Source organism: Pseudomonas fluorescens group sp. PF-1 (genome assembly GCF_054481335.1).
On record NZ_JBTMNG010000001.1, the window covers coordinates 169881 to 186815 of the forward strand.

A 16935-nucleotide genomic window follows, 5' to 3' on the forward strand; every position below is an offset into this window, starting at 1 on the left:
GCTAGGATACTGATCCGTTTTAGCGGCGGCCACGCCTATCAGGCCTTTATGCTTGATCAGGTTGATTGGGTTTACGACGGAAGGTGGATATTTATCAACTGAATTCCGCTTTTTCGCCGATTTTGCTGCTTTAGTCCTATGAGAAGTCGATTTCATGAGGCGCCGATGAGCGCCTCGACAAAATGTTGCGCGTGAACAAGCTGGGTCAATCGCAGTCTGTTCTGCATCGAATATTTATTTGCCGGGGCGCCCGTTGGCGCGTCGCTACCGTGAGATAGCCGTCCCCCATGTTTGGTTCCAACGACGACAAGAAGACCCCAGCTGCGGCTGGCGAAAAGAAAAGCCTGTTCGGATGGCTGCGCAAAAAGCCGCAGGAACCCGCCGTCGAACAGCCACAGCCAATTCCTGAACCAACGCCAACGCCAGCGCCCGTTGTGTTGCCAATCGCCGAGCCAGTGCTGCAACCGGTTGCCGCGCCTGCTGACGAAGCCCCGACCGAATTGCCACAGACCCCGGTCGCTCAGCCCTGGCTGACGTTGCCGGTGGCGGAAGAGCCGGTGGCCCTGGTCGAAGATGAGCAGGCGCCACACGTGACGCCGCCGATTCCTGTGCACACGCCAGTGGCGCAAGAGCCGGTTCGGGCGCCAGTGATTGAGCCGGTGGTTGCCGCGCCGGTTGTCAAAGCGCCAGAGCCTGCACCTGCCGTCGTGCCGGTCGAGCCAGTCCGTACCGAAGAAACCAAGGCCGGTTTCTTCGCCCGCCTCAAGCAAGGCCTGTCCAAGACCAGCGCCAGCATCGGCGAAGGCATGGCCAGCCTGTTTCTGGGCAAGAAAGCCATCGACGATGAGCTGCTCGATGATCTCGAAACCCGTCTGCTGACCGCCGACGTCGGGGTCGAAGCCACTTCGGTGATCATTCAGCGCTTGACCCAGAAGGTCGCGCGCAAGGAGCTGGCTGATTCCGATGCCTTGTACAAGTCCCTGCAAGCCGAGCTGGCGGCCATGCTCAAGCCCGTCGAGCAGCCGCTGAAAATCACCTCGCAAAACAAGCCGTTCGTGATTCTGGTCGTCGGCGTCAACGGTGCCGGCAAGACCACCACCATCGGCAAGCTGGCGAAGAAACTGCAGCTGGAAGGCAAGAAAGTCATGCTCGCCGCCGGTGACACCTTCCGTGCCGCAGCGGTCGAGCAATTGCAGGTCTGGGGGGAGCGCAACAAGATTCCGGTGATTGCCCAGCACACCGGCGCCGACTCGGCTTCGGTGATCTTCGACGCCGTGCAGGCCGCCAAGGCCCGTGGCATCGATGTGTTGATCGCCGACACGGCCGGTCGTCTGCACACCAAAGACAACCTGATGGAAGAGCTGAAAAAAGTTCGCCGGGTGATCGGCAAGCTCGACGCCGATGCACCGCACGAAGTGTTGCTGGTGCTCGACGCCGGCACCGGCCAGAACGCCATCAACCAGGCCAAACAGTTCAACCAGACCGTCGAGCTGACGGGCCTGGCACTGACCAAGCTCGACGGAACCGCCAAGGGCGGGGTGATTTTTGCCCTGGCCAAGCAGTTCGGTCTGCCGATCCGCTACATCGGTGTCGGTGAAGGCATCGACGATTTGCGCACTTTTGAAGCTGAACCCTTTGTCCAGGCACTGTTTGCCGAGCGGGAGCGTTCATGATTCGTTTCGAACAGGTCGGTAAACGCTACCCGAACGGTCACGTCGGCTTGCATGAGCTGAGCTTTCGAGTGCGTCGCGGTGAGTTTTTGTTTGTAACCGGCCATTCCGGTGCCGGTAAAAGTACGTTGTTGCGCCTGCTGCTGGCCATGGAGCGACCCACCAGCGGCAAGTTGCTGTTGGCCGGGCAAGACCTGAGTACCATCAGCAACGCACAGATTCCATTCCTGCGCCGGCAGATCGGCGTGGTGTTCCAGAACCATCAATTGTTGTTTGATCGCACGGTGTTCAACAACGTCGCGCTGCCGCTGCAGATTCTTGGCCTGTCCAAGGCGGAAATCGCCAAGCGTGTGGATTCGGCCCTGGAGCGCGTGGCGCTGTCGGACAAGACCGATCTGTACCCCGGCGACCTCTCCACCGGTCAGCAACAACGCGTCGGCATTGCCCGCGCCATCGTTCACCGTCCGGCTTTGCTGCTGGCGGACGAACCGACCGGTAACCTCGACCCGCGGCTGGCGGCGGAAATCATGGGCGTGTTCGAAGACATCAACCGTCTGGGCACCAGCGTATTGATCGCCAGTCACGACCTGGCACTGATCGCGCGCATGCGCCACCGCATGCTGACCCTGCAGCGCGGTCGATTGATCGGCGACGGGGAGGCCGGCGTATGAGTGCGACTCGCAGTCCGAAGGTTTCAGAACGCGTGGCGCCGAAGGCCGCCGATCCGCAACCGACCAGGAAAAAAGGCGACGACGATGATGGCCCGGACTTCGCGACGCTGTTTCGCGCGTGGATCGAGAGCCATCGCGCCAGCCTGCTGGACAGTCTGCGCCGGCTGGGTAAACAGCCCATCGGCAGCTTTTTCACCTGCATGGTGATGGCGGTGGCCCTGAGTTTGCCCATGGGTCTGTCACTTTTGCTAAGTAACGTTGAGCGTCTGGGTGGTTCCTGGCAGCGTGCTGCGCAGATTTCACTGTACTTGCAGCTCGAAGCCAGCCCGGCTGAGGGCGAGGCGCTACGCGCGCAGATCAAGGGCATGCCGGGCGTGGCCGATGCCGAATACGTTGGCCGGGATCAGGCGCTGGAAGAGTTCCAGCAGCAGTCCGGCCTGGGCGACGCCCTCAAGGAGTTGCCGGAAAACCCGCTACCCGGCGTGGTCCTGGTGACACCGAAAGAAGTCGATAAGCCGACACTTGAAGCATTAAGACAAAAACTTTCCGATCTGCCGAAGGTACAGCAGGCGCAGCTTGATTTAGTCTGGGTGGAGCGTCTGGCAGCCATTCTCAAGCTGGGCGACCGTTTTGTCTTCGGTCTGACCGTGCTTCTGGTTTCTGCATTACTTTTGGTGATAGGCAATACCATTCGTCTTCATATTGAAAACCGCCGCACAGAGATCGAAGTGATTAAACTGGTCGGCGGCACTGACAGCTATGTGCGCAGGCCCTTTCTCTATATGGGCGCGCTTTATGGCTTCGGTGCGGGGATTTTTTCCTGGGGCGTATTGGCGTTTGGCCTTGACTGGCTGAATGACGCGGTAGTCGGACTGGCCGGTTTGTACGGCAGCAATTTCGCGCTGGCCGGAGTGCCGGTTGCCGACGGTCTGTCACTCTTGCTTGGCGCTGTGCTGTTGGGGTATATCGGTGCATGGATTGCAGTCGCACGCCACCTGAGGGAGCTTGCGCCTAAGTAGTATCATTTTGCTCGTATTGACCTTTCAGCGTTTATGGGAACTTGTTCTACGGTTTCTGGTCAATTTTCGCAGTGCTTAACTGCACGAGTTATGTAAGTCGGAGGTTTTTTCGTATGACCAATTCTTTGCAACCTGCATATGCTCTGGTCCCGGGTGCGAACCTGGAGGCCTATGTGCACACGGTGAACAGCATTCCGTTGCTGACGCCGGAGCAGGAGCGTGAACTGGCCGAGAGTCTCTACTATGAGCAGGATCTTGAGGCGGCTCGGCAGATGGTGCTCGCCCACCTGCGTTTTGTCGTTCATATCGCCCGTAGCTATTCCGGCTACGGTCTGGCTCAGGCTGACCTGATCCAGGAAGGCAACGTCGGCCTGATGAAGGCCGTGAAGCGCTTCAACCCGGAAATGGGCGTGCGCCTGGTGTCCTTTGCCGTGCACTGGATCAAGGCGGAAATCCACGAATTCATCCTGCGCAACTGGCGGATCGTGAAGGTCGCGACCACCAAGGCCCAGCGCAAGCTGTTCTTCAACCTGCGTAGTCAGAAGAAACGCCTGGCCTGGTTGAACAACGAGGAAGTCCATCGCGTGGCGGAAAGCCTCGGCGTAGAGCCGCGGGAAGTGCGCGAGATGGAAAGTCGCCTGACCGGCCATGACATGGCCTTCGACCCGGCTGCCGAAGCTGACGACGACAGTGCTTTTCAGTCGCCGGCCAACTACCTGGAAGACCACCGGTACGACCCGGCCCGTCAACTGGAAGATGCCGACTGGAGCGACAACTCCAATCACAACCTGCACGAAGCGCTGGAAGTGCTGGACGACCGCAGCCGAGACATCCTCTATCAGCGTTGGCTGGCAGAAGAAAAAGCCACGCTGCACGACCTGGCGCAGAAGTACAACGTGTCGGCCGAGCGTATTCGTCAGCTCGAGAAGAGCGCGATGAACAAACTCAAGTTGTCGATTGCCGCGTAACCGGCAAGCAGGCAATAAAAAACGCCCCGATCATTGATCGGGGCGTTTTTGTTTCTGGCCTCACACATACCCAATGCGGGAGCGAGCCTGCTCGCGATGGCGTCGGATCAGTCGACATCAATGTTTAATGTGATGACCTCATCGCGAGCAGGCTCACTCCCACAGGGGATACGCTTGTTACTGAGACCACGGCGCCCGGCGGGAATCGTTCAGTCCAATCAAATAGCTGTCCCCCCCCAACTGGCTCATCTGCTGCCGTATCCACCCCGCACGCCGCGAAACGTACGAAGTCGGATGGCTGGCGCTCCACACGCGCGGGTTTGGCAGCACGGCAGCCAATAGACTCGATTGCTGGCGGCTGAGGTTTTTCGCGCTGATGCCAAAATGATGTCGTGCAGCGGCCTCGGCACCAAATACCCCGTCATCCCACTCGACGCTGTTGAGATACACCTCAAGAATCCGCTGCTTGGGCCAGAACACTTCGATCAGTCCGGTAAACCAGGCCTCCAGGCCTTTGCGCAACCAGCTGCGACCTGACCACAGGAACAGGTTTTTCGAGACCTGCTGGCTCAGGGTGCTGGCGCCGCGAACCGTGCCGCCGAGCTCGTTATGGGCCAGTGCGGCCTGGATCGCCCCGAAGTCAAAGCCCCAGTGCTCCGGGAATTTCTGATCCTCCCCGGCGATTACCGCGACCTTCAGGTCGTCCGAGATTTCATCCCAGGGCTTCCAGGTGCGTTGCAGGTCAATGGGCTCGCCGTTGAACCACGATTCAATCTTGCGTTCGACCATCAATGCCGTACCCGGTGGTGGCACTACGCGAAATATCAGCACCAGCAATACGCTGCCGCCCATGAACCAGAGCACGGCCTTCGTGAAACGACGGAAATATATACGCAGCATAGAGATGGCTTGGCCGAACCCGTTGAGCGGGCCATTATACAGACCCTGTTGATTGCGTCTGACTGGAGTTCTTCATGCTGCGTGGCTTTCTGATGCTGGCCGCTTTTTTCGGTTTCACCGGTGTCGGCCTTGGCGCGTTCGCCGCCCACGGTCTGAAAAATCGCCTGAGTGCCGAGTACCTGGCCATTTTCCACACCGGCGTTACTTATCAGCTGGTGCATACCCTGGCGTTGCTGGGTGTGGCGCTGCTGGCCACGCAGATTCCCGGTCGGCTGATCACTTGGGCCGGAGCGTCCTTTGCCATCGGTATCCTGCTGTTCTCCGGCAGCCTGTACGTGCTGACGCTCACCGGTTTCAGCAAGCTCGGCATCATCACCCCGTTCGGCGGGCTGGCGTTTCTGGTGGGCTGGTTTTGCCTGGGCCTTGCCGCCTGGCGCTTGCAGCTTACCGCTTGACGCTTGTTGCTGACCTTTAGGTCACGATCGGGCTAGAATGCCAGCCCCTAAAAATGATGGCGGCATCCGGCATGCGCATTCAGTTGAACGGCGAATCCTTTGAACTGCCCGACGGTGAAACCGTTGCGGCCCTGCTGACCCGTCTGGACCTGACCGGACGCCGGGTGGCGGTGGAACTCAATCTGGATATCGTTCCGCGCAGCCAGCATGCCGATACCACGCTCAACGACGGCGACAGCGTCGAAGTCGTGCATGCCATCGGCGGCGGCTAGCCGTCTGGCCTGCATGGGCCAACAATTCTGCAAGACCCTCACTCCTACAGAGGATTTCCCATGAGCATCGTTCGTAGCGACAAGCCTTTCGTCCTGGCCGGTCGTACTTACCAGTCGCGTTTGCTGGTGGGTACCGGCAAATACCGTGACATGGAAGAAACCCGCCTGGCCATCGAGGCCTCGGGTGCCGAGATCGTCACTTTCGCCGTGCGCCGTACCAACCTTGGTCAGAACGAGGGCGAACCGAACCTGCTGGATTTCCTGTCGCCGGATCGCTACACCTTTCTGCCGAACACCGCCGGTTGCTACGACGCCGTCGAGGCCGTGCGCACCTGCCGCCTGGCTCGTGAGCTGCTCGATGGCCACAACCTGGTGAAACTGGAAGTGCTGGCGGACCAGAAAACCCTGTTTCCCAACGTGATCGAAACCCTCAAGGCCGCCGAGTCGCTGGTCAAGGAGGGCTTCGACGTGATGGTTTACACCAGCGACGACCCGATCATCGCCCGGCAACTGGCGGAAATCGGCTGCATCGCGGTGATGCCGCTGGCCGGTCTGATCGGTTCGGGCCTGGGGATCTGCAACCCGTACAACCTGCAGATCATCCTTGAAGAAGCCAAAATCCCGGTGCTGGTGGATGCCGGGGTCGGTACCGCTTCCGACGCTACCATCTCCATGGAACTGGGTTGTGACGCTGTGCTGATGAACTCGGCGATCGCCCACGCCCAACAGCCGATCATGATGGCTGAAGCCATGAAACACGCCATCGTTGCGGGCCGTTTGGCTTACCTCGCTGGCCGCATGCCGAAAAAACTCTATGCCAGCGCCTCTTCGCCGCTGGATGGTCTGATCAAGTAAGAGCCATTGATGACTGAATCGAACGACACGCCTATCCAGACGGGAGAAGGCGACGAGCGCCAACACCGCCGCATCAAGAGTTTCGTGATGCGTGCCGGGCGCATGACCGAAGGCCAGCAACGTGGCCTGGAGCAGGGCACGCCGCTGTTCGTGCTGCCCCTGGCCGGCGCGCCGGTGGACTTCGACCAGGTGTTCGGTCGCTCGGCACCGCGCTCGCTGGAAATCGGTTTCGGCATGGGCCATTCGCTGCTGGAAATGGCGGCAGCTTCGCCGGAGCAGGATTTCATCGGCGTCGAAGTGCACCGTCCGGGCGTTGGTGCGTTGCTCAACGGCGTGCTGACCCAGGGTTTGACCAACCTGCGGGTTTACGACTGCGATGCGATCGAAGTGCTCAACCGTTGCGTGGCCGACAACAGCCTCGATCGCCTGATGCTGTTTTTCCCGGACCCGTGGCACAAGAGCCGTCATCACAAGCGTCGTATCGTTCAGGCGTCGTTCGCCGAGCTGGTACGCAGCAAGTTGAAGGTCGGCGGCATTCTGCACATGGCCACCGACTGGGAGCCGTACGCTGAATACATGCTGGAAGTGATGAACGTCGCGCCGGGTTATCGCAACCTGGCCGAGGACGGCAAGTGTGTACCACGCCCGGCCGAGCGGCCGATCACCAAGTTCGAACGCCGTGGCGAGCGTCTTGGGCATGGTGTGTGGGATTTGAAGTTCGAGAAGCAGTCGTAGGAGCGAGCCTGCTCGCGAAAAACCAGAGAGCAACGCGGGGCCCCAGATGCCCCGCGTTTTCGTTAACGATCATCGCGAGCAGGCTCGCTCCTACAGTGGATGTTTGGTACAGCTGAAATCAGCGGCGGTCAGCGACGACGCCGATCAGCACCAGCACCACCAGCAACACCGGCGCCAGGCTGTAGTTGTTGAATTGGCTCAAGCCCCGAACGATCCACGGCGTGGCGTAGATCAGGGCGGCGCCGCTGCCGATCATGCACAGCAGGGCCATCAGCGGCACGCGCAAGGCGCCGGCGATGCTGCCCAGTCGTTGGTCGACCCAGCCTTTGAAGTCCGCGCCAAACAGCACCAGCAGACAGCCCATCAAAGCCAGGGCGATCTCCGAGAGATTGCTGCGGCTCCAGCGAGAAACGGTGGCGAGCAGGTCGAGTACCAGATCCATTCGATTTCCTTATGTCAGAAACTTCTGCAGCAAGTCGTTGAGGAATAGCTGTCCGCGCTCGGTAGCCGCCAGACGTGACGGTTCGACCTGCAACAGGCCGCTTTGTTCTGCCTCGCGGCGAGCTTCAGCCAGGGTGTCCAGGGGCAGTCCGGTGCGTTCCGGGTACAGCCGTGACTCGACCCCTTCGGTCAGGCGCAGGGCATTCATCAGGAATTCGAACGGCATCTCGTCGTTGGTCAGGGCTTTCTCGCCCGCCTGGAAGCTTTTGGCCGGGTTGAGGTAGTCCTTCGGCAGGCGAGTCTTCCAGGTGCGCACGATGCGCCCGTCCGGGTGGCTGAGCTTGCCATGGGCGCCGGCACCGATGCCAATGAAGTCGCCGAAACTCCAGTAATTGAGGTTGTGCCGTGCCGGGCGGCCCGGTTGGGCGTAGGCCGAGACCTCGTACTGCGCGTAACCGTGCTCGGCCAGCAGCGCCTGGCCGGCTTCCTGAATGTCCCACAACGTGTCGTCTTCCGGCAGCGTCGGCGGCTGGTTCCAGAACACGGTGTTCGGCTCCAGGGTCAGCTGATACCAGGAAAGGTGGGTCGGCTTCAGGGCGATGGCCTGGCGCAGGTCGCTCAGGGCGTCCTCCAGGGACTGGTCCGGCAGACCGTGCATCAGGTCCAGATTGAAGTTGTCGAACCCGGCCTGACGCGCCATGCCTGCGGCTCGCACCGCTTCGTTGCCGTTGTGAATCCGCCCCAGGGCCTCGAGTTTTGCCTGCTGGAAGCTCTGGATGCCGATCGACAGGCGATTGATGCCGAGCGCCCGGTAGGCGACGAATTTCTCTTGTTCGAAGGTGCCGGGGTTGGCTTCCAGGGTGATTTCGATGTCGTGGGCAAACGGGATGCGCTGTTCAACGCCTTTGAGCAGTCGGCCCAACGCCGCGGCGCTGAACAGGCTCGGCGTGCCGCCACCGAAGAAAATCGAGCTCAACTCCCGACCGTAGACGGCGTGCAGGTCCTGATCAAGATCGGCCAGCAAGGCGTCGACGTACTCTTCTTCCGGCAGCACCGGGCTGGCGGTATGGGAGTTGAAGTCGCAGTAAGGGCATTTGCGCACACACCACGGGATGTGGATGTACAGCGCCAGGGGCGGCAAGACCGGCAGGGCCGCCCGAGGCGATTGCGCGGCACCGCCGAAGATCAGCGGTGACGCGGAGCGGTCGTGGGTCATTTCAGGCCCAGACGCTGGCGCAGCAGATCCATTGCGCGGGCGCGGTGACTGATCTGGTTCTTGTCGCCCGGGCTCAGCTCGGCGCTGGAGCAATCGCGCTCCGGCACCCAGAACAGCGGGTCGTAGCCAAAGCCGTGCTCGCCGCTGGCCTCAGTCAGGATGCGACCGTGCCACAGGCCTTCGCAGAGAATCGGCAGCGGATCGTCGGCATGCCTCACCAGCGCCAATACACAGACGAACTGCGCGCCGCGCTCGGCCTCGGGCACGTCCTTGAGGACGTCCAGCAGTTTGGCGTTGTTGGCCGCATCGCCCTTGCCGTCGGCATAGCGCGCCGAGTAGATGCCCGGCGCGCCACCGAGGAAGTCCACCGCCAACCCGGAATCGTCGGCCAGCGCCGGCAGGCCGGAAATGCGCGCGGCGTTGCGGGCCTTGAGAATGGCGTTCTCGACGAACGACAGGCCGGTTTCTTCAGGCTCGACCTGGCTGAACTCGCCGATCGAGCGCAGTTGCACCGATTCGCCGAGCATGGCCTGGAGTTCCTTGAGTTTGCCGGCGTTGTGGCTGGCCAGTACGAGTTGCGTGAAGTTGATCATTCGCCGGGGAAGAGCTCTTGGTTGAAATTGATGGTGTTGATTTTGTCACCGGTCTGCACCTTGATTTCGAAGGTGCGGGTTTCCTGTTGAGGCACAGGGTACTGGGCGATGTAGTAAATGGCGCCCTGCTCGGTGACCTGTTTGAAGCTCAATGGCACGCTCTGGCTGGTCAGGTCTTTGACCGTGCCGGAGACTTGCGCCATCTGCGGCTTGCCGTCCTTGATCACCGAAATATTGATCACGCCTTGAGTCTTGCTGCGAATAAGTTCGGCCGACTTGGCGATGTCCGGCGTCAGGTACGTGGAGTTGAAGGTGTTGTAGTGCACCGTCACGTCGCCAAAGGTTTCCTGGCGCTCGCTCTTGATGACGTCGGCGGCCATGGCCGTGACGCTCAGGCAGGCGGTGAGTAGAAACAGCGCTAGACGACCCATGATTTTCTCCTCGGAATGTGGTGATTCAGACCGCGACCTTATGGTCTGCAAGCCCCGGGCTGCTGACGCGGTAGATACCGATCTCACCTAACAGATTAGGCCATAGCTTACTGGCCCACCCGTGCCGATGCTGTTGATCCACGGCAAGCCGATCAATGACCTTGGCTTCACGTTCGCGACACAAGGCTTCAAAGTCTTCGAAAGTGCAGAAGTGGATGTTCGGCGTGTTGTACCAGGTGTACGGCAGGAACTCGGAAACCGGCATCCGTCCCTTGCTGGCCAGGTACCAGCGGCAGCGCCAGTGACCGAAGTTGGGGAAGGTGATGATGCACTGGCGACCGACCCGCAGCATTTCGTCGAGGATCTTGTCCGGGTAATGCACCGCCTGCAGCGCCTGGGTCATGACCACGACGTCGAAGCTGTTGCTGGCAAAGTTGCCCAGGCCCTTGTCCAGGTCCTGTTCGATGACATTGATGCCCTTGGCCACGCATTGGGCGATGTTGTCCGCGTCGTTTTCCAGGCCATAACCGGTGACCTGCTTGTTGTCGCGCAGCCAGGTCAGCAGCTCGCCATCGCCGCAACCGAGGTCGAGCACGCGGCTACCGGCGGGGATCCATTCCTGGATGATTTCCAGATCAGCTCTCATGGCTATCTCACAACGTTATGCGGTTCATGTAATTGCCGAACGCCTGCAAGTAGCGCGGGATCGGAATCAGGAAGGCGTCGTGGCCCTGCGGTGCGTCGATCTCCAGGTAGCAGACGTCCTTGCGCGCGGCCATCAGCGCGTCCACCAGTTCCCGCGAGCGGGCAGGGGAGAAGCGCCAGTCGGTGGTGAACGACATCACGCAGAACCTGGCGGTGGCACCGGCGAAGGTCTTGGCCAGGTCATCATCGAAATTGGCGGCCGGATCGAAGTAGTCCAGGGCCTTGGTCATCAGCAGGTACGTGTTGGCGTCGAACCGCCCGGAGAATTCTTCCCCCTGGTAGCGCAGGTAGCTTTCGACCTGGAACTCGACGCTGTGGAAGTCGTAGTTGAGCTTCTCGCTTTTCAGGCCGCGACCGAATTTTTCGCCCATGGAGTCGTCGGACAGGTAGGTAATGTGCCCGACCATCCGCGCCAGCATCAGCCCGCGCTTGGGGATCACGCCGTGTTCCTGGAACGAACCGCCATGGAAGTCCGGGTCGGTGAGGATCGCCTGACGTGCCACTTCGTTGAAGGCGATGTTCTGCGCCGACAATTTCGGTGCCGAGGCGATGGCCAGGCAGTGCCGTACGCGGTCCGGGTAAGTGATGGTCCACTGCAGGGCCTGCATGCCGCCCAGGCTGCCGCCGATGACGGCTGCCCATTGGCCGATGCCGAGCACGTCGGCGAGGCGCGCCTGGCTGTGCACCCAGTCTTCCACGGTCAGCACCGGAAAGTCGGCGCCAAACGGCTTGCCGCTCTCGGGATTGATACTGCTTGGGCCGGTGGAGCCGTTGCAGCCACCGAGGTTGTTCAGGCTGACCACAAAGAACTTGTTGGTGTCGATGGGCTTGCCGGGGCCGATGCAGCTGTCCCACCAACCGGGTTTGCGGTCGTCGGGGCTGTGATAGCCGGCCGCGTGGTGGTGCCCGGACAAGGCGTGACAGATCAGCACGGCGTTGCTCGCCGTGGCGTTCAGCGTGCCGTAGGTCTCGTAAATCAGGTCATAGGCCGGTAGCGAACGACCGCAGGCCAACGCCAGGGGTTCGCTGAAGTGCGCCATTTGCGGCGTCACCAGACCAACAGAATCGGGGGGGAAGGCAGCTGGCATCGACCCTGCTCTCGTTGAAATGAGGCGTAAGTCTAAAGACCAGTGGGGTTAGCGGCAAGCAAAGGGCGGGCCTGATTTTTCCTGAAAGACCGAGGTGCGGCCATCGCGGGCAAGTCCCGCTCCCACAGGAGTACAGATTCCCATGTGGTGTGCAGGGCTTGCCCGCGATGAGCGATGACTCGCTCAACTAGGCCGCCGCATCAGTGTCAGATCAGCCCGAACAGCTCTTTTGGCATCAGGGCGTAGTACGCCAGGCGCGGAATCAGCCAGCTCTGCAGCAACTGCAGCGCGATAAAGGCGAAGATGGGCGAGATGTCGAGGCCGCCCAGGTTCGGAATGATCCGGCGGAACGGCGCGAGTACCGGTTCAGTGATCTGCTGCACCAGCTCTGCGCCAGGGTTATGGCTGCCCGGAGCGACCCAGGACAGGATCACGCTGATAATCATCGCCCAGAACAGGATTTTCAAAAACAGCGCGAAAATGCCGATCAAACCCCATGGCACCAGGAACAGCACGTCCACCTTGTAGCCGCTGAGCAGCAGGATGACGGCGAACAGCACCATTTGCACGATCAGCGCCAACACCAGCGACGACATGTCCAGCCCGAACATGCTCGGGATGACCCGGCGCAGTGGCTTGAGCAACGGTTGAGTGGCCTTCACGGCGAACTGGCAGAGCGGGTTGTAGAAGTTGGCCCGCACCAGTTGCAGGATAAAGCGCAACAGCACGACCAGCAGATACAGGCTGCCCAGGGTTTGAATCACGAAAATGGCAGCGTCATTGAGTCCGAGCATCATTTATTCCTTTGTAAGAGCTGATTAGCGACCGAGTTGCTCTGCCATTTCGGCCGAGCGGTGCGCGGCGGCGCCCAATGCTTTTTCTACCAGCGCTTCGAAGCCGCCGGCCTGGAACGATTTGATCGCCGCTTCCGTGGTGCCCGCCGGCGAGGTGACGCGGCGACGCAGTTCAGCGGCGTCGACGTCGCTGGAGACCGCCATGTGAGCAGCGCCCAGTGCGGTTTGCAGGGTCAGTTGAGCGGCGATGTCGGCTGGCAGGCCGAGTTTCACGCCCGCGGCGGTCATGGCTTCGATCAGCAGGAAGAAGTACGCCGGGCCGGAACCGGATACCGCGGTGACCGCGTCCAGTTGCTGCTCCTCGTCCAGCCAGAGGGCGATACCGACGGCCGACAGCAGCTCTTGCGCCTGTTGGCGTTGTTCGGCGGTCACCTGGGCGGTGGCGAACAAGCCGCTCACGCCCTGGCGCAGGAGTGCCGGGGTGTTGGGCATGCAGCGCACGATCGGTTGGGCGCCGAGCCAGTTATTCATGCTGGCGCAGGTGATGCCGGCGGCAATCGAAACCACCAGTTGCTCAGGCTTCAGGCTTGGACGGATCGCTTCGCAGACCGCTTTCATTGCTTGAGGCTTGACCGCCAGCACGACCACATCGGCACCGTCGATGGCCTGTGCGTTGTCGGCAAAGGTTTCGATGCCGTGTTCGGCGCTCACGCGGGCGCGGGTTTCTTCACCCGGATCGCTGGCGCGGATCTGCGCGGCGTCCAGGCCTTTGGCCCGCAGGCCGCCGATCAGACTGGCGGCCATGTTGCCGGCACCGATAAAGGCAATACGCGTCTTGCTCATGTCAGGTCCTTATAAAAAGTGTGTAAGCCATGGATCAAGGCTGTGAGTAGTCGCGAGCGCCAAACAGGGCCGTACCAATGCGGACCCAGGTGGCGCCTTGAGCGATGGCCGATTCGAGATCGTGGCTCATGCCCATGGAAAGTGTGTCGAGCGGCAGATTCAGGCTGGCTTGCAGATTCTGCACGGCAGCAAAGGCGGCATCCTGGGCGGCGCGATCTTCAGTCGGCTCGGGAATCGCCATCAATCCGCGCAACTTGAGGCGAGGCAGGGCGCTGATGGCATTGGCCAGGGCCGGCAGGTCGGCCGGGGTGCAGCCGGATTTGCTGGCCTCACCGCTGACGTTGACCTGGATGCAGATGTTCAACGGTGGCAGATCGGCAGGTCGCTGTTCCGACAAGCGTTGTGCGATTTTCAGGCGATCCACGGAATGCACCCAGGCGAAATGCTCGGCGATTGCGCGAGTCTTGTTCGATTGAATGGGGCCGATGAAGTGCCAGATCAAGGGCAGGTCGGCCAATTCGAGCTGCTTGCCCAGGGCTTCCTGCAAGTAGTTTTCGCCAAAGTCGCGCAGGCCGGCGGCATAGGCTTCGCGCAGGGCTTGTGCGGGTTTGGTCTTGCTCACGGCCAGCAGCTGGACGCTGTGTTCGTCCCGGTTGGCGGCGAGGGCGGCAGCGCGGATGCGCGAACTAACCAGTGCAATGTTGTCTGCTATCGTGGACATTCAAGGGGCGCCAGCGGGTCTGAGGTTGGCGGCATTCTACTGGAATTGAGGCGTGCTATGGATATCACTGAGCTGCTGGCGTTCAGCGCCAAACAAGGCGCATCCGACCTGCATCTGTCCGCAGGCCTGCCGCCGATGATTCGAGTCGATGGCGATGTGCGGCGCATCAACCTGCCACCCCTGGACCACAAGGAAGTGCAGGCGCTGATCTACGACATCATGAACGACACCCAGCGGGTGGATTTCGAAAAGCACCTGGAAACCGACTTTTCCTTTGATCTGCCTGGTGTGGCCCGTTTTCGGGTCAATGCGTTCAACCAGAGTCGTGGTGCCGGCGCCGTGTTTCGCACCATCCCCTCCAGGGTCTTGAGCATGGAGGCGTTGGGCATGGGCGATGTGTTTCGCAAAATGACCGACGCTCCCCGTGGCCTGGTGCTGGTCACCGGCCCGACCGGCTCCGGCAAGTCCACGACGCTGGCGGCGATGATCGATTACCTGAACAACCATCGTCACCACCATATCCTTACCATCGAAGACCCTGTCGAGTTCGTCCACGAATCGCGCAAATGCCTGATCAATCAGCGTGAAGTCCATCGCGACACCCGCAGCTTCCCCGCGGCCTTGCGTTCAGCCCTGCGCGAAGACCCGGATGTCATTCTGGTGGGCGAGATGCGCGACCTGGAAACCATTCGCCTGGCGTTGACGGCAGCCGAGACCGGCCATCTGGTGTTTGGCACGCTGCATACCACCTCGGCGGCGAAGACCATCGACCGGATCATCGACGTGTTTCCGGGGGATGAGAAGCCGATGGTGCGTTCGATGTTGTCCGAGTCGTTGCTGGCAGTGGTTTCCCAGACCCTGGTCAAGAAGATTGGCGGCGGACGTATGGCGGCCCACGAGATCATGCTCGGCACGTCGGCGATCCGGAACCTGATCCGCGAAGACAAGGTGGCGCAGATGTATTCATCGATTCAGGCAGGTGGGTCGCTGGGCATGCAGACGCTGGACATGAGCCTGAAGGAGCTGGTGACCAAGGGCCTGGTCACTCGCGACCATGCGCGGGAGAAGGCGCGGTCACCGGATAATTTCTGAGGGGAAGCTGTAGCGCTTTACAGGAGGCTTCGCGAGCAAGCTCGCTCTCACAGGGGAATGCATTCCAATGTGGGAGCGAGCGTTCTCGCGAAGAGGTCGTTACATTCGAAGCAGGTTCCAGCGGATGTAATCAGCGCTGAACAACCCGCATCTGATGCGGTTCTTTCGGCAGAACCCGTTTGGCCACGGCGTAGTGGTTTTCCCAGTACGGCTTCTTCAGTGTGTCGATGGTCACCGACTTGCCACGACGCGGTGCGTGGATGAAGCGGTCGTTGCCCAGGTAGATGGCAACGTGATTGACTCGACGGCTCTTGATGTTGAAGAAAATCAGGTCGCCTGGCTTCAGGTCGTTGCGATTGACCTTCTCGCCGTGACCGCTGGCCATGGCATTGGAGGTGCGTGGCAGGTCAAACGTGGCGTCGTTGAACGCGTATTTCACCAGACCGCTGCAGTCGAAGCCTTTGCTAGGGCTGCTGCCGCCCCAACGATACGGGGTACCGAGGACGTTGACCGCACGGCTCAGCACATTGCTGCTTTCCTTGTTCGCCATCGGCGGAACCAGGCCTTTTTTGTTGCTGGCCAGCTGTGGAGCGTGTTTGACTGATTTTTTGCTTTTGTTCGAAGGAGCAGAAGCATGGGATTTCGGGGTGTAACCATTAACGTTCGGAAGACGTTGCTCACGATTGGTGGCGTGGGCGGCCAGTGGCAATAATAGGCAAATGGTTAGCCATGTCTTTATAAATGGACGCATTAGGCAGGGCTCGTATGGGTTAGCGCGCAACTTTATAACAGCTTTTTTGTCCCTTCCGAGGCCGTTGGTCGATTCAACCTGGGGGTCAACGGAACCAAATGAGCGGCAAAAAGACGCCATTGTCGGACAGAAGTCAGGTGTTATAAGGCTTTGACGGGAGACAACGTACCATTTGCCATACGTCGGGTGCTCGTAAAAAAGTCACAAAGAATTCAAGAATATTTATCTATCGTGTGAATCGAGGTCATCCATGAACACCTATCAACAACCCGTACCCCATCAAGATACCCACAGCAAAGTGATCGGTTACCTGCTGTGGATTTTCGGTTTCACCGGCGCTCACCGCTTTTATTACGGCAAACCGGTCACGGGGACGATCTGGTTCTTCACCTTCGGTTTGTTGGGGATTGGCTGGTTGATCGACCTGTTTCTGATCCCGTCCATGGACCGTGAAGCCGACCTGCGGTTCACCGCCGGCCCGATCGAATACAACGTCGCGTGGATTCTGCTGACGTTTCTCGGGGTGTTCGGTGTGCACCGGATGTACCAGGGGAAATGGATCAGCGGGTTGATCTACCTGCTGACGGGCGGACTGTTCTTCGTGGGAGTGCTGTATGACTTCTGGACGCTGAATGATCAGGTTTCGATTCGCAACGCGCAGAATCGAGCTGCCTTTCAGTAAGCCATCGCTAGCAGGCTAGCTCCCACACGGGAT

At 60.4% G+C, this 16935-nt stretch carries 21 protein-coding genes; 10 read left to right on the plus strand and 11 right to left on the minus strand.

What is annotated here, in order from left to right; all coding sequences use genetic code 11:
• Positions 1 to 287: 287 nt before the first annotated feature.
• The 4 genes from ftsY (at position 288) to rpoH (ending at position 4328) form a co-directional block, all read left to right on the plus strand.
• Entirely contained in the window at positions 288 to 1673 is a 1386-nt protein-coding gene (ftsY, locus tag ACX3YD_RS00820) for a signal recognition particle-docking protein FtsY (RefSeq protein WP_458959081.1), read from the plus strand.
• Complete coding sequence (gene ftsE, locus ACX3YD_RS00825; protein WP_003229148.1) at positions 1670 to 2341, plus strand: cell division ATP-binding protein FtsE; 672 nt, start codon at positions 1670 to 1672, stop codon at positions 2339 to 2341. The genes ftsY and ftsE overlap by 4 nt, the downstream gene beginning before the upstream one ends.
• A complete protein-coding gene (ftsX, locus tag ACX3YD_RS00830; protein ID WP_103402816.1) occupies positions 2338 to 3360 on the plus strand; it encodes a permease-like cell division protein FtsX in 1023 nt (340 codons plus the stop codon). The genes ftsE and ftsX overlap by 4 nt, the downstream gene beginning before the upstream one ends.
• A 113-nt stretch (positions 3361 to 3473) precedes the next feature.
• Positions 3474 to 4328: an RNA polymerase sigma factor RpoH gene (rpoH, locus tag ACX3YD_RS00835; protein WP_047534555.1), complete on the plus strand. Its 855-nt coding sequence runs from the start codon at positions 3474 to 3476 to the stop codon at positions 4326 to 4328.
• A gap of 177 nt (positions 4329 to 4505) precedes the next feature.
• On the opposite strand, the gene mtgA is transcribed toward rpoH, so the two are convergent.
• Positions 4506 to 5228, minus strand: coding sequence for a monofunctional biosynthetic peptidoglycan transglycosylase (gene mtgA, locus ACX3YD_RS00840; RefSeq protein WP_047534552.1), 723 nt, complete (start codon positions 5226 to 5228; stop codon positions 4506 to 4508).
• Between the two features lie 74 nt (positions 5229 to 5302).
• Here mtgA and ACX3YD_RS00845 point away from each other — a divergent pair, with 74 nt between their 5' ends.
• From ACX3YD_RS00845 to trmB, 4 genes are all read left to right on the plus strand, one after another.
• Positions 5303 to 5683 carry a DUF423 domain-containing protein gene (locus tag ACX3YD_RS00845; RefSeq protein ID WP_047534549.1) on the plus strand — a complete coding sequence of 127 codons (381 nt, stop codon included), beginning with the start codon at positions 5303 to 5305 and terminating at the stop codon, positions 5681 to 5683.
• A 71-nt stretch (positions 5684 to 5754) separates the two neighbouring features.
• Positions 5755 to 5955 (plus strand): sulfur carrier protein ThiS, encoded by a 201-nt coding sequence (thiS, locus tag ACX3YD_RS00850; RefSeq protein WP_161793944.1) that lies wholly within the window; start codon positions 5755 to 5757, stop codon positions 5953 to 5955.
• Positions 5956 to 6015: 60 nt separating this feature from the next.
• Positions 6016 to 6810 carry a thiazole synthase gene (locus ACX3YD_RS00855; RefSeq protein ID WP_103402814.1) on the plus strand — a complete coding sequence of 265 codons (795 nt, stop codon included), beginning with the start codon at positions 6016 to 6018 and terminating at the stop codon, positions 6808 to 6810.
• Between the two features lie 9 nt (positions 6811 to 6819).
• Complete coding sequence (trmB, locus tag ACX3YD_RS00860) at positions 6820 to 7545, plus strand: tRNA (guanosine(46)-N7)-methyltransferase TrmB (RefSeq protein ID WP_458959082.1); 726 nt, start codon at positions 6820 to 6822, stop codon at positions 7543 to 7545.
• 118 nt (positions 7546 to 7663) lie between these two features.
• On the opposite strand, the gene ACX3YD_RS00865 is transcribed toward trmB, so the two are convergent.
• The 9 genes from ACX3YD_RS00865 to ACX3YD_RS00905 all read right to left on the minus strand — a co-directional run bounded on the left by ACX3YD_RS00865 (position 7664) and on the right by ACX3YD_RS00905 (position 14377).
• Positions 7664 to 7987, minus strand: coding sequence for a DUF3392 domain-containing protein (locus ACX3YD_RS00865; protein ID WP_047534544.1), 324 nt, complete (start codon positions 7985 to 7987; stop codon positions 7664 to 7666).
• A 9-nt stretch (positions 7988 to 7996) separates the two neighbouring features.
• On the minus strand, positions 7997 to 9202 hold the full coding sequence (gene hemW, locus ACX3YD_RS00870) for a radical SAM family heme chaperone HemW (RefSeq protein ID WP_458959083.1): 1206 nt from the start codon (positions 9200 to 9202) through the stop codon (positions 7997 to 7999).
• Positions 9199 to 9795, minus strand: coding sequence for an RdgB/HAM1 family non-canonical purine NTP pyrophosphatase (rdgB, locus tag ACX3YD_RS00875; protein WP_047534541.1), 597 nt, complete (start codon positions 9793 to 9795; stop codon positions 9199 to 9201). Before rdgB ends, hemW begins: the two co-directional genes overlap by 4 nt.
• A complete protein-coding gene (locus ACX3YD_RS00880; protein WP_103402810.1) occupies positions 9792 to 10226 on the minus strand; it encodes a DUF4426 domain-containing protein in 435 nt (144 codons plus the stop codon). The genes rdgB and ACX3YD_RS00880 overlap by 4 nt, the downstream gene beginning before the upstream one ends.
• Positions 10227 to 10251: 25 nt before the next feature.
• Complete coding sequence (gene metW, locus ACX3YD_RS00885) at positions 10252 to 10872, minus strand: methionine biosynthesis protein MetW (protein WP_103402809.1); 621 nt, start codon at positions 10870 to 10872, stop codon at positions 10252 to 10254.
• Between the two features lie 7 nt (positions 10873 to 10879).
• Positions 10880 to 12019 (minus strand): homoserine O-succinyltransferase MetX, encoded by a 1140-nt coding sequence (gene metX / locus ACX3YD_RS00890; protein ID WP_458959084.1) that lies wholly within the window; start codon positions 12017 to 12019, stop codon positions 10880 to 10882.
• Between the two features lie 206 nt (positions 12020 to 12225).
• The gene (locus tag ACX3YD_RS00895; protein ID WP_047534529.1) at positions 12226 to 12813 is read right to left on the minus strand and encodes a YggT family protein; all 588 of its coding nucleotides are present in this window, start codon (positions 12811 to 12813) and stop codon (positions 12226 to 12228) included.
• Between the two features lie 24 nt (positions 12814 to 12837).
• Positions 12838 to 13656: a pyrroline-5-carboxylate reductase gene (proC, locus tag ACX3YD_RS00900; RefSeq protein ID WP_047534527.1), complete on the minus strand. Its 819-nt coding sequence runs from the start codon at positions 13654 to 13656 to the stop codon at positions 12838 to 12840.
• A 34-nt stretch (positions 13657 to 13690) separates the two neighbouring features.
• Positions 13691 to 14377 (minus strand): YggS family pyridoxal phosphate-dependent enzyme, encoded by a 687-nt coding sequence (locus tag ACX3YD_RS00905; protein WP_103402805.1) that lies wholly within the window; start codon positions 14375 to 14377, stop codon positions 13691 to 13693.
• Positions 14378 to 14434: 57 nt separating this feature from the next.
• Here ACX3YD_RS00905 and ACX3YD_RS00910 point away from each other — a divergent pair, with 57 nt between their 5' ends.
• On the plus strand, positions 14435 to 15469 hold the full coding sequence (locus ACX3YD_RS00910) for a type IV pilus twitching motility protein PilT (protein ID WP_103402804.1): 1035 nt from the start codon (positions 14435 to 14437) through the stop codon (positions 15467 to 15469).
• A gap of 130 nt (positions 15470 to 15599) precedes the next feature.
• On the opposite strand, the gene ACX3YD_RS00915 is transcribed toward ACX3YD_RS00910, so the two are convergent.
• A complete protein-coding gene (locus ACX3YD_RS00915) occupies positions 15600 to 16220 on the minus strand; it encodes a C40 family peptidase (protein ID WP_103402803.1) in 621 nt (206 codons plus the stop codon).
• Positions 16221 to 16470: 250 nt separating this feature from the next.
• On the opposite strand from ACX3YD_RS00915, the gene ACX3YD_RS00920 reads away from it, so the two are divergent.
• Positions 16471 to 16902, plus strand: a complete 432-nt coding sequence (locus ACX3YD_RS00920) for an NINE protein (protein ID WP_103402802.1) — start codon at positions 16471 to 16473, stop codon at positions 16900 to 16902.
• Positions 16903 to 16935 lie beyond the last annotated feature (33 nt).

Excerpts from the sequence above, each read along its gene's own strand:
- ACX3YD_RS00905 (WP_103402805.1), bottom strand. The coding sequence starts at position 14,377 with ATGTCCACGATAGCAGACAACATTGCACTGGTTAGTTCGCGCATCCGC.
- ACX3YD_RS00910 (WP_103402804.1), top strand. The coding sequence starts at position 14,435 with ATGGATATCACTGAGCTGCTGGCGTTCAGCGCCAAACAAGGCGCATCC.
- ftsY (WP_458959081.1), top strand. The coding sequence starts at position 288 with ATGTTTGGTTCCAACGACGACAAGAAGACCCCAGCTGCGGCTGGCGAA.
- ACX3YD_RS00920 (WP_103402802.1), top strand. The coding sequence starts at position 16,471 with ATGAACACCTATCAACAACCCGTACCCCATCAAGATACCCACAGCAAA.
- ACX3YD_RS00865 (WP_047534544.1), bottom strand. The coding sequence starts at position 7,987 with ATGGATCTGGTACTCGACCTGCTCGCCACCGTTTCTCGCTGGAGCCGC.
- rdgB (WP_047534541.1), bottom strand. The coding sequence starts at position 9,795 with ATGATCAACTTCACGCAACTCGTACTGGCCAGCCACAACGCCGGCAAA.
- ftsX (WP_103402816.1), top strand. The coding sequence starts at position 2,338 with ATGAGTGCGACTCGCAGTCCGAAGGTTTCAGAACGCGTGGCGCCGAAG.
- ftsE (WP_003229148.1), top strand. The coding sequence starts at position 1,670 with ATGATTCGTTTCGAACAGGTCGGTAAACGCTACCCGAACGGTCACGTC.
- ACX3YD_RS00855 (WP_103402814.1), top strand. The coding sequence starts at position 6,016 with ATGAGCATCGTTCGTAGCGACAAGCCTTTCGTCCTGGCCGGTCGTACT.
- ACX3YD_RS00880 (WP_103402810.1), bottom strand. The coding sequence starts at position 10,226 with ATGGGTCGTCTAGCGCTGTTTCTACTCACCGCCTGCCTGAGCGTCACG.
- thiS (WP_161793944.1), top strand. The coding sequence starts at position 5,755 with ATGCGCATTCAGTTGAACGGCGAATCCTTTGAACTGCCCGACGGTGAA.
- ACX3YD_RS00915 (WP_103402803.1), bottom strand. The coding sequence starts at position 16,220 with ATGCGTCCATTTATAAAGACATGGCTAACCATTTGCCTATTATTGCCA.
- mtgA (WP_047534552.1), bottom strand. The coding sequence starts at position 5,228 with ATGCTGCGTATATATTTCCGTCGTTTCACGAAGGCCGTGCTCTGGTTC.
- metW (WP_103402809.1), bottom strand. The coding sequence starts at position 10,872 with ATGAGAGCTGATCTGGAAATCATCCAGGAATGGATCCCCGCCGGTAGC.
- hemW (WP_458959083.1), bottom strand. The coding sequence starts at position 9,202 with ATGACCCACGACCGCTCCGCGTCACCGCTGATCTTCGGCGGTGCCGCG.
- metX (WP_458959084.1), bottom strand. The coding sequence starts at position 12,019 with ATGCCAGCTGCCTTCCCCCCCGATTCTGTTGGTCTGGTGACGCCGCAA.
- trmB (WP_458959082.1), top strand. The coding sequence starts at position 6,820 with ATGACTGAATCGAACGACACGCCTATCCAGACGGGAGAAGGCGACGAG.
- ACX3YD_RS00845 (WP_047534549.1), top strand. The coding sequence starts at position 5,303 with ATGCTGCGTGGCTTTCTGATGCTGGCCGCTTTTTTCGGTTTCACCGGT.
- proC (WP_047534527.1), bottom strand. The coding sequence starts at position 13,656 with ATGAGCAAGACGCGTATTGCCTTTATCGGTGCCGGCAACATGGCCGCC.
- ACX3YD_RS00895 (WP_047534529.1), bottom strand. The coding sequence starts at position 12,813 with ATGCTCGGACTCAATGACGCTGCCATTTTCGTGATTCAAACCCTGGGC.
- rpoH (WP_047534555.1), top strand. The coding sequence starts at position 3,474 with ATGACCAATTCTTTGCAACCTGCATATGCTCTGGTCCCGGGTGCGAAC.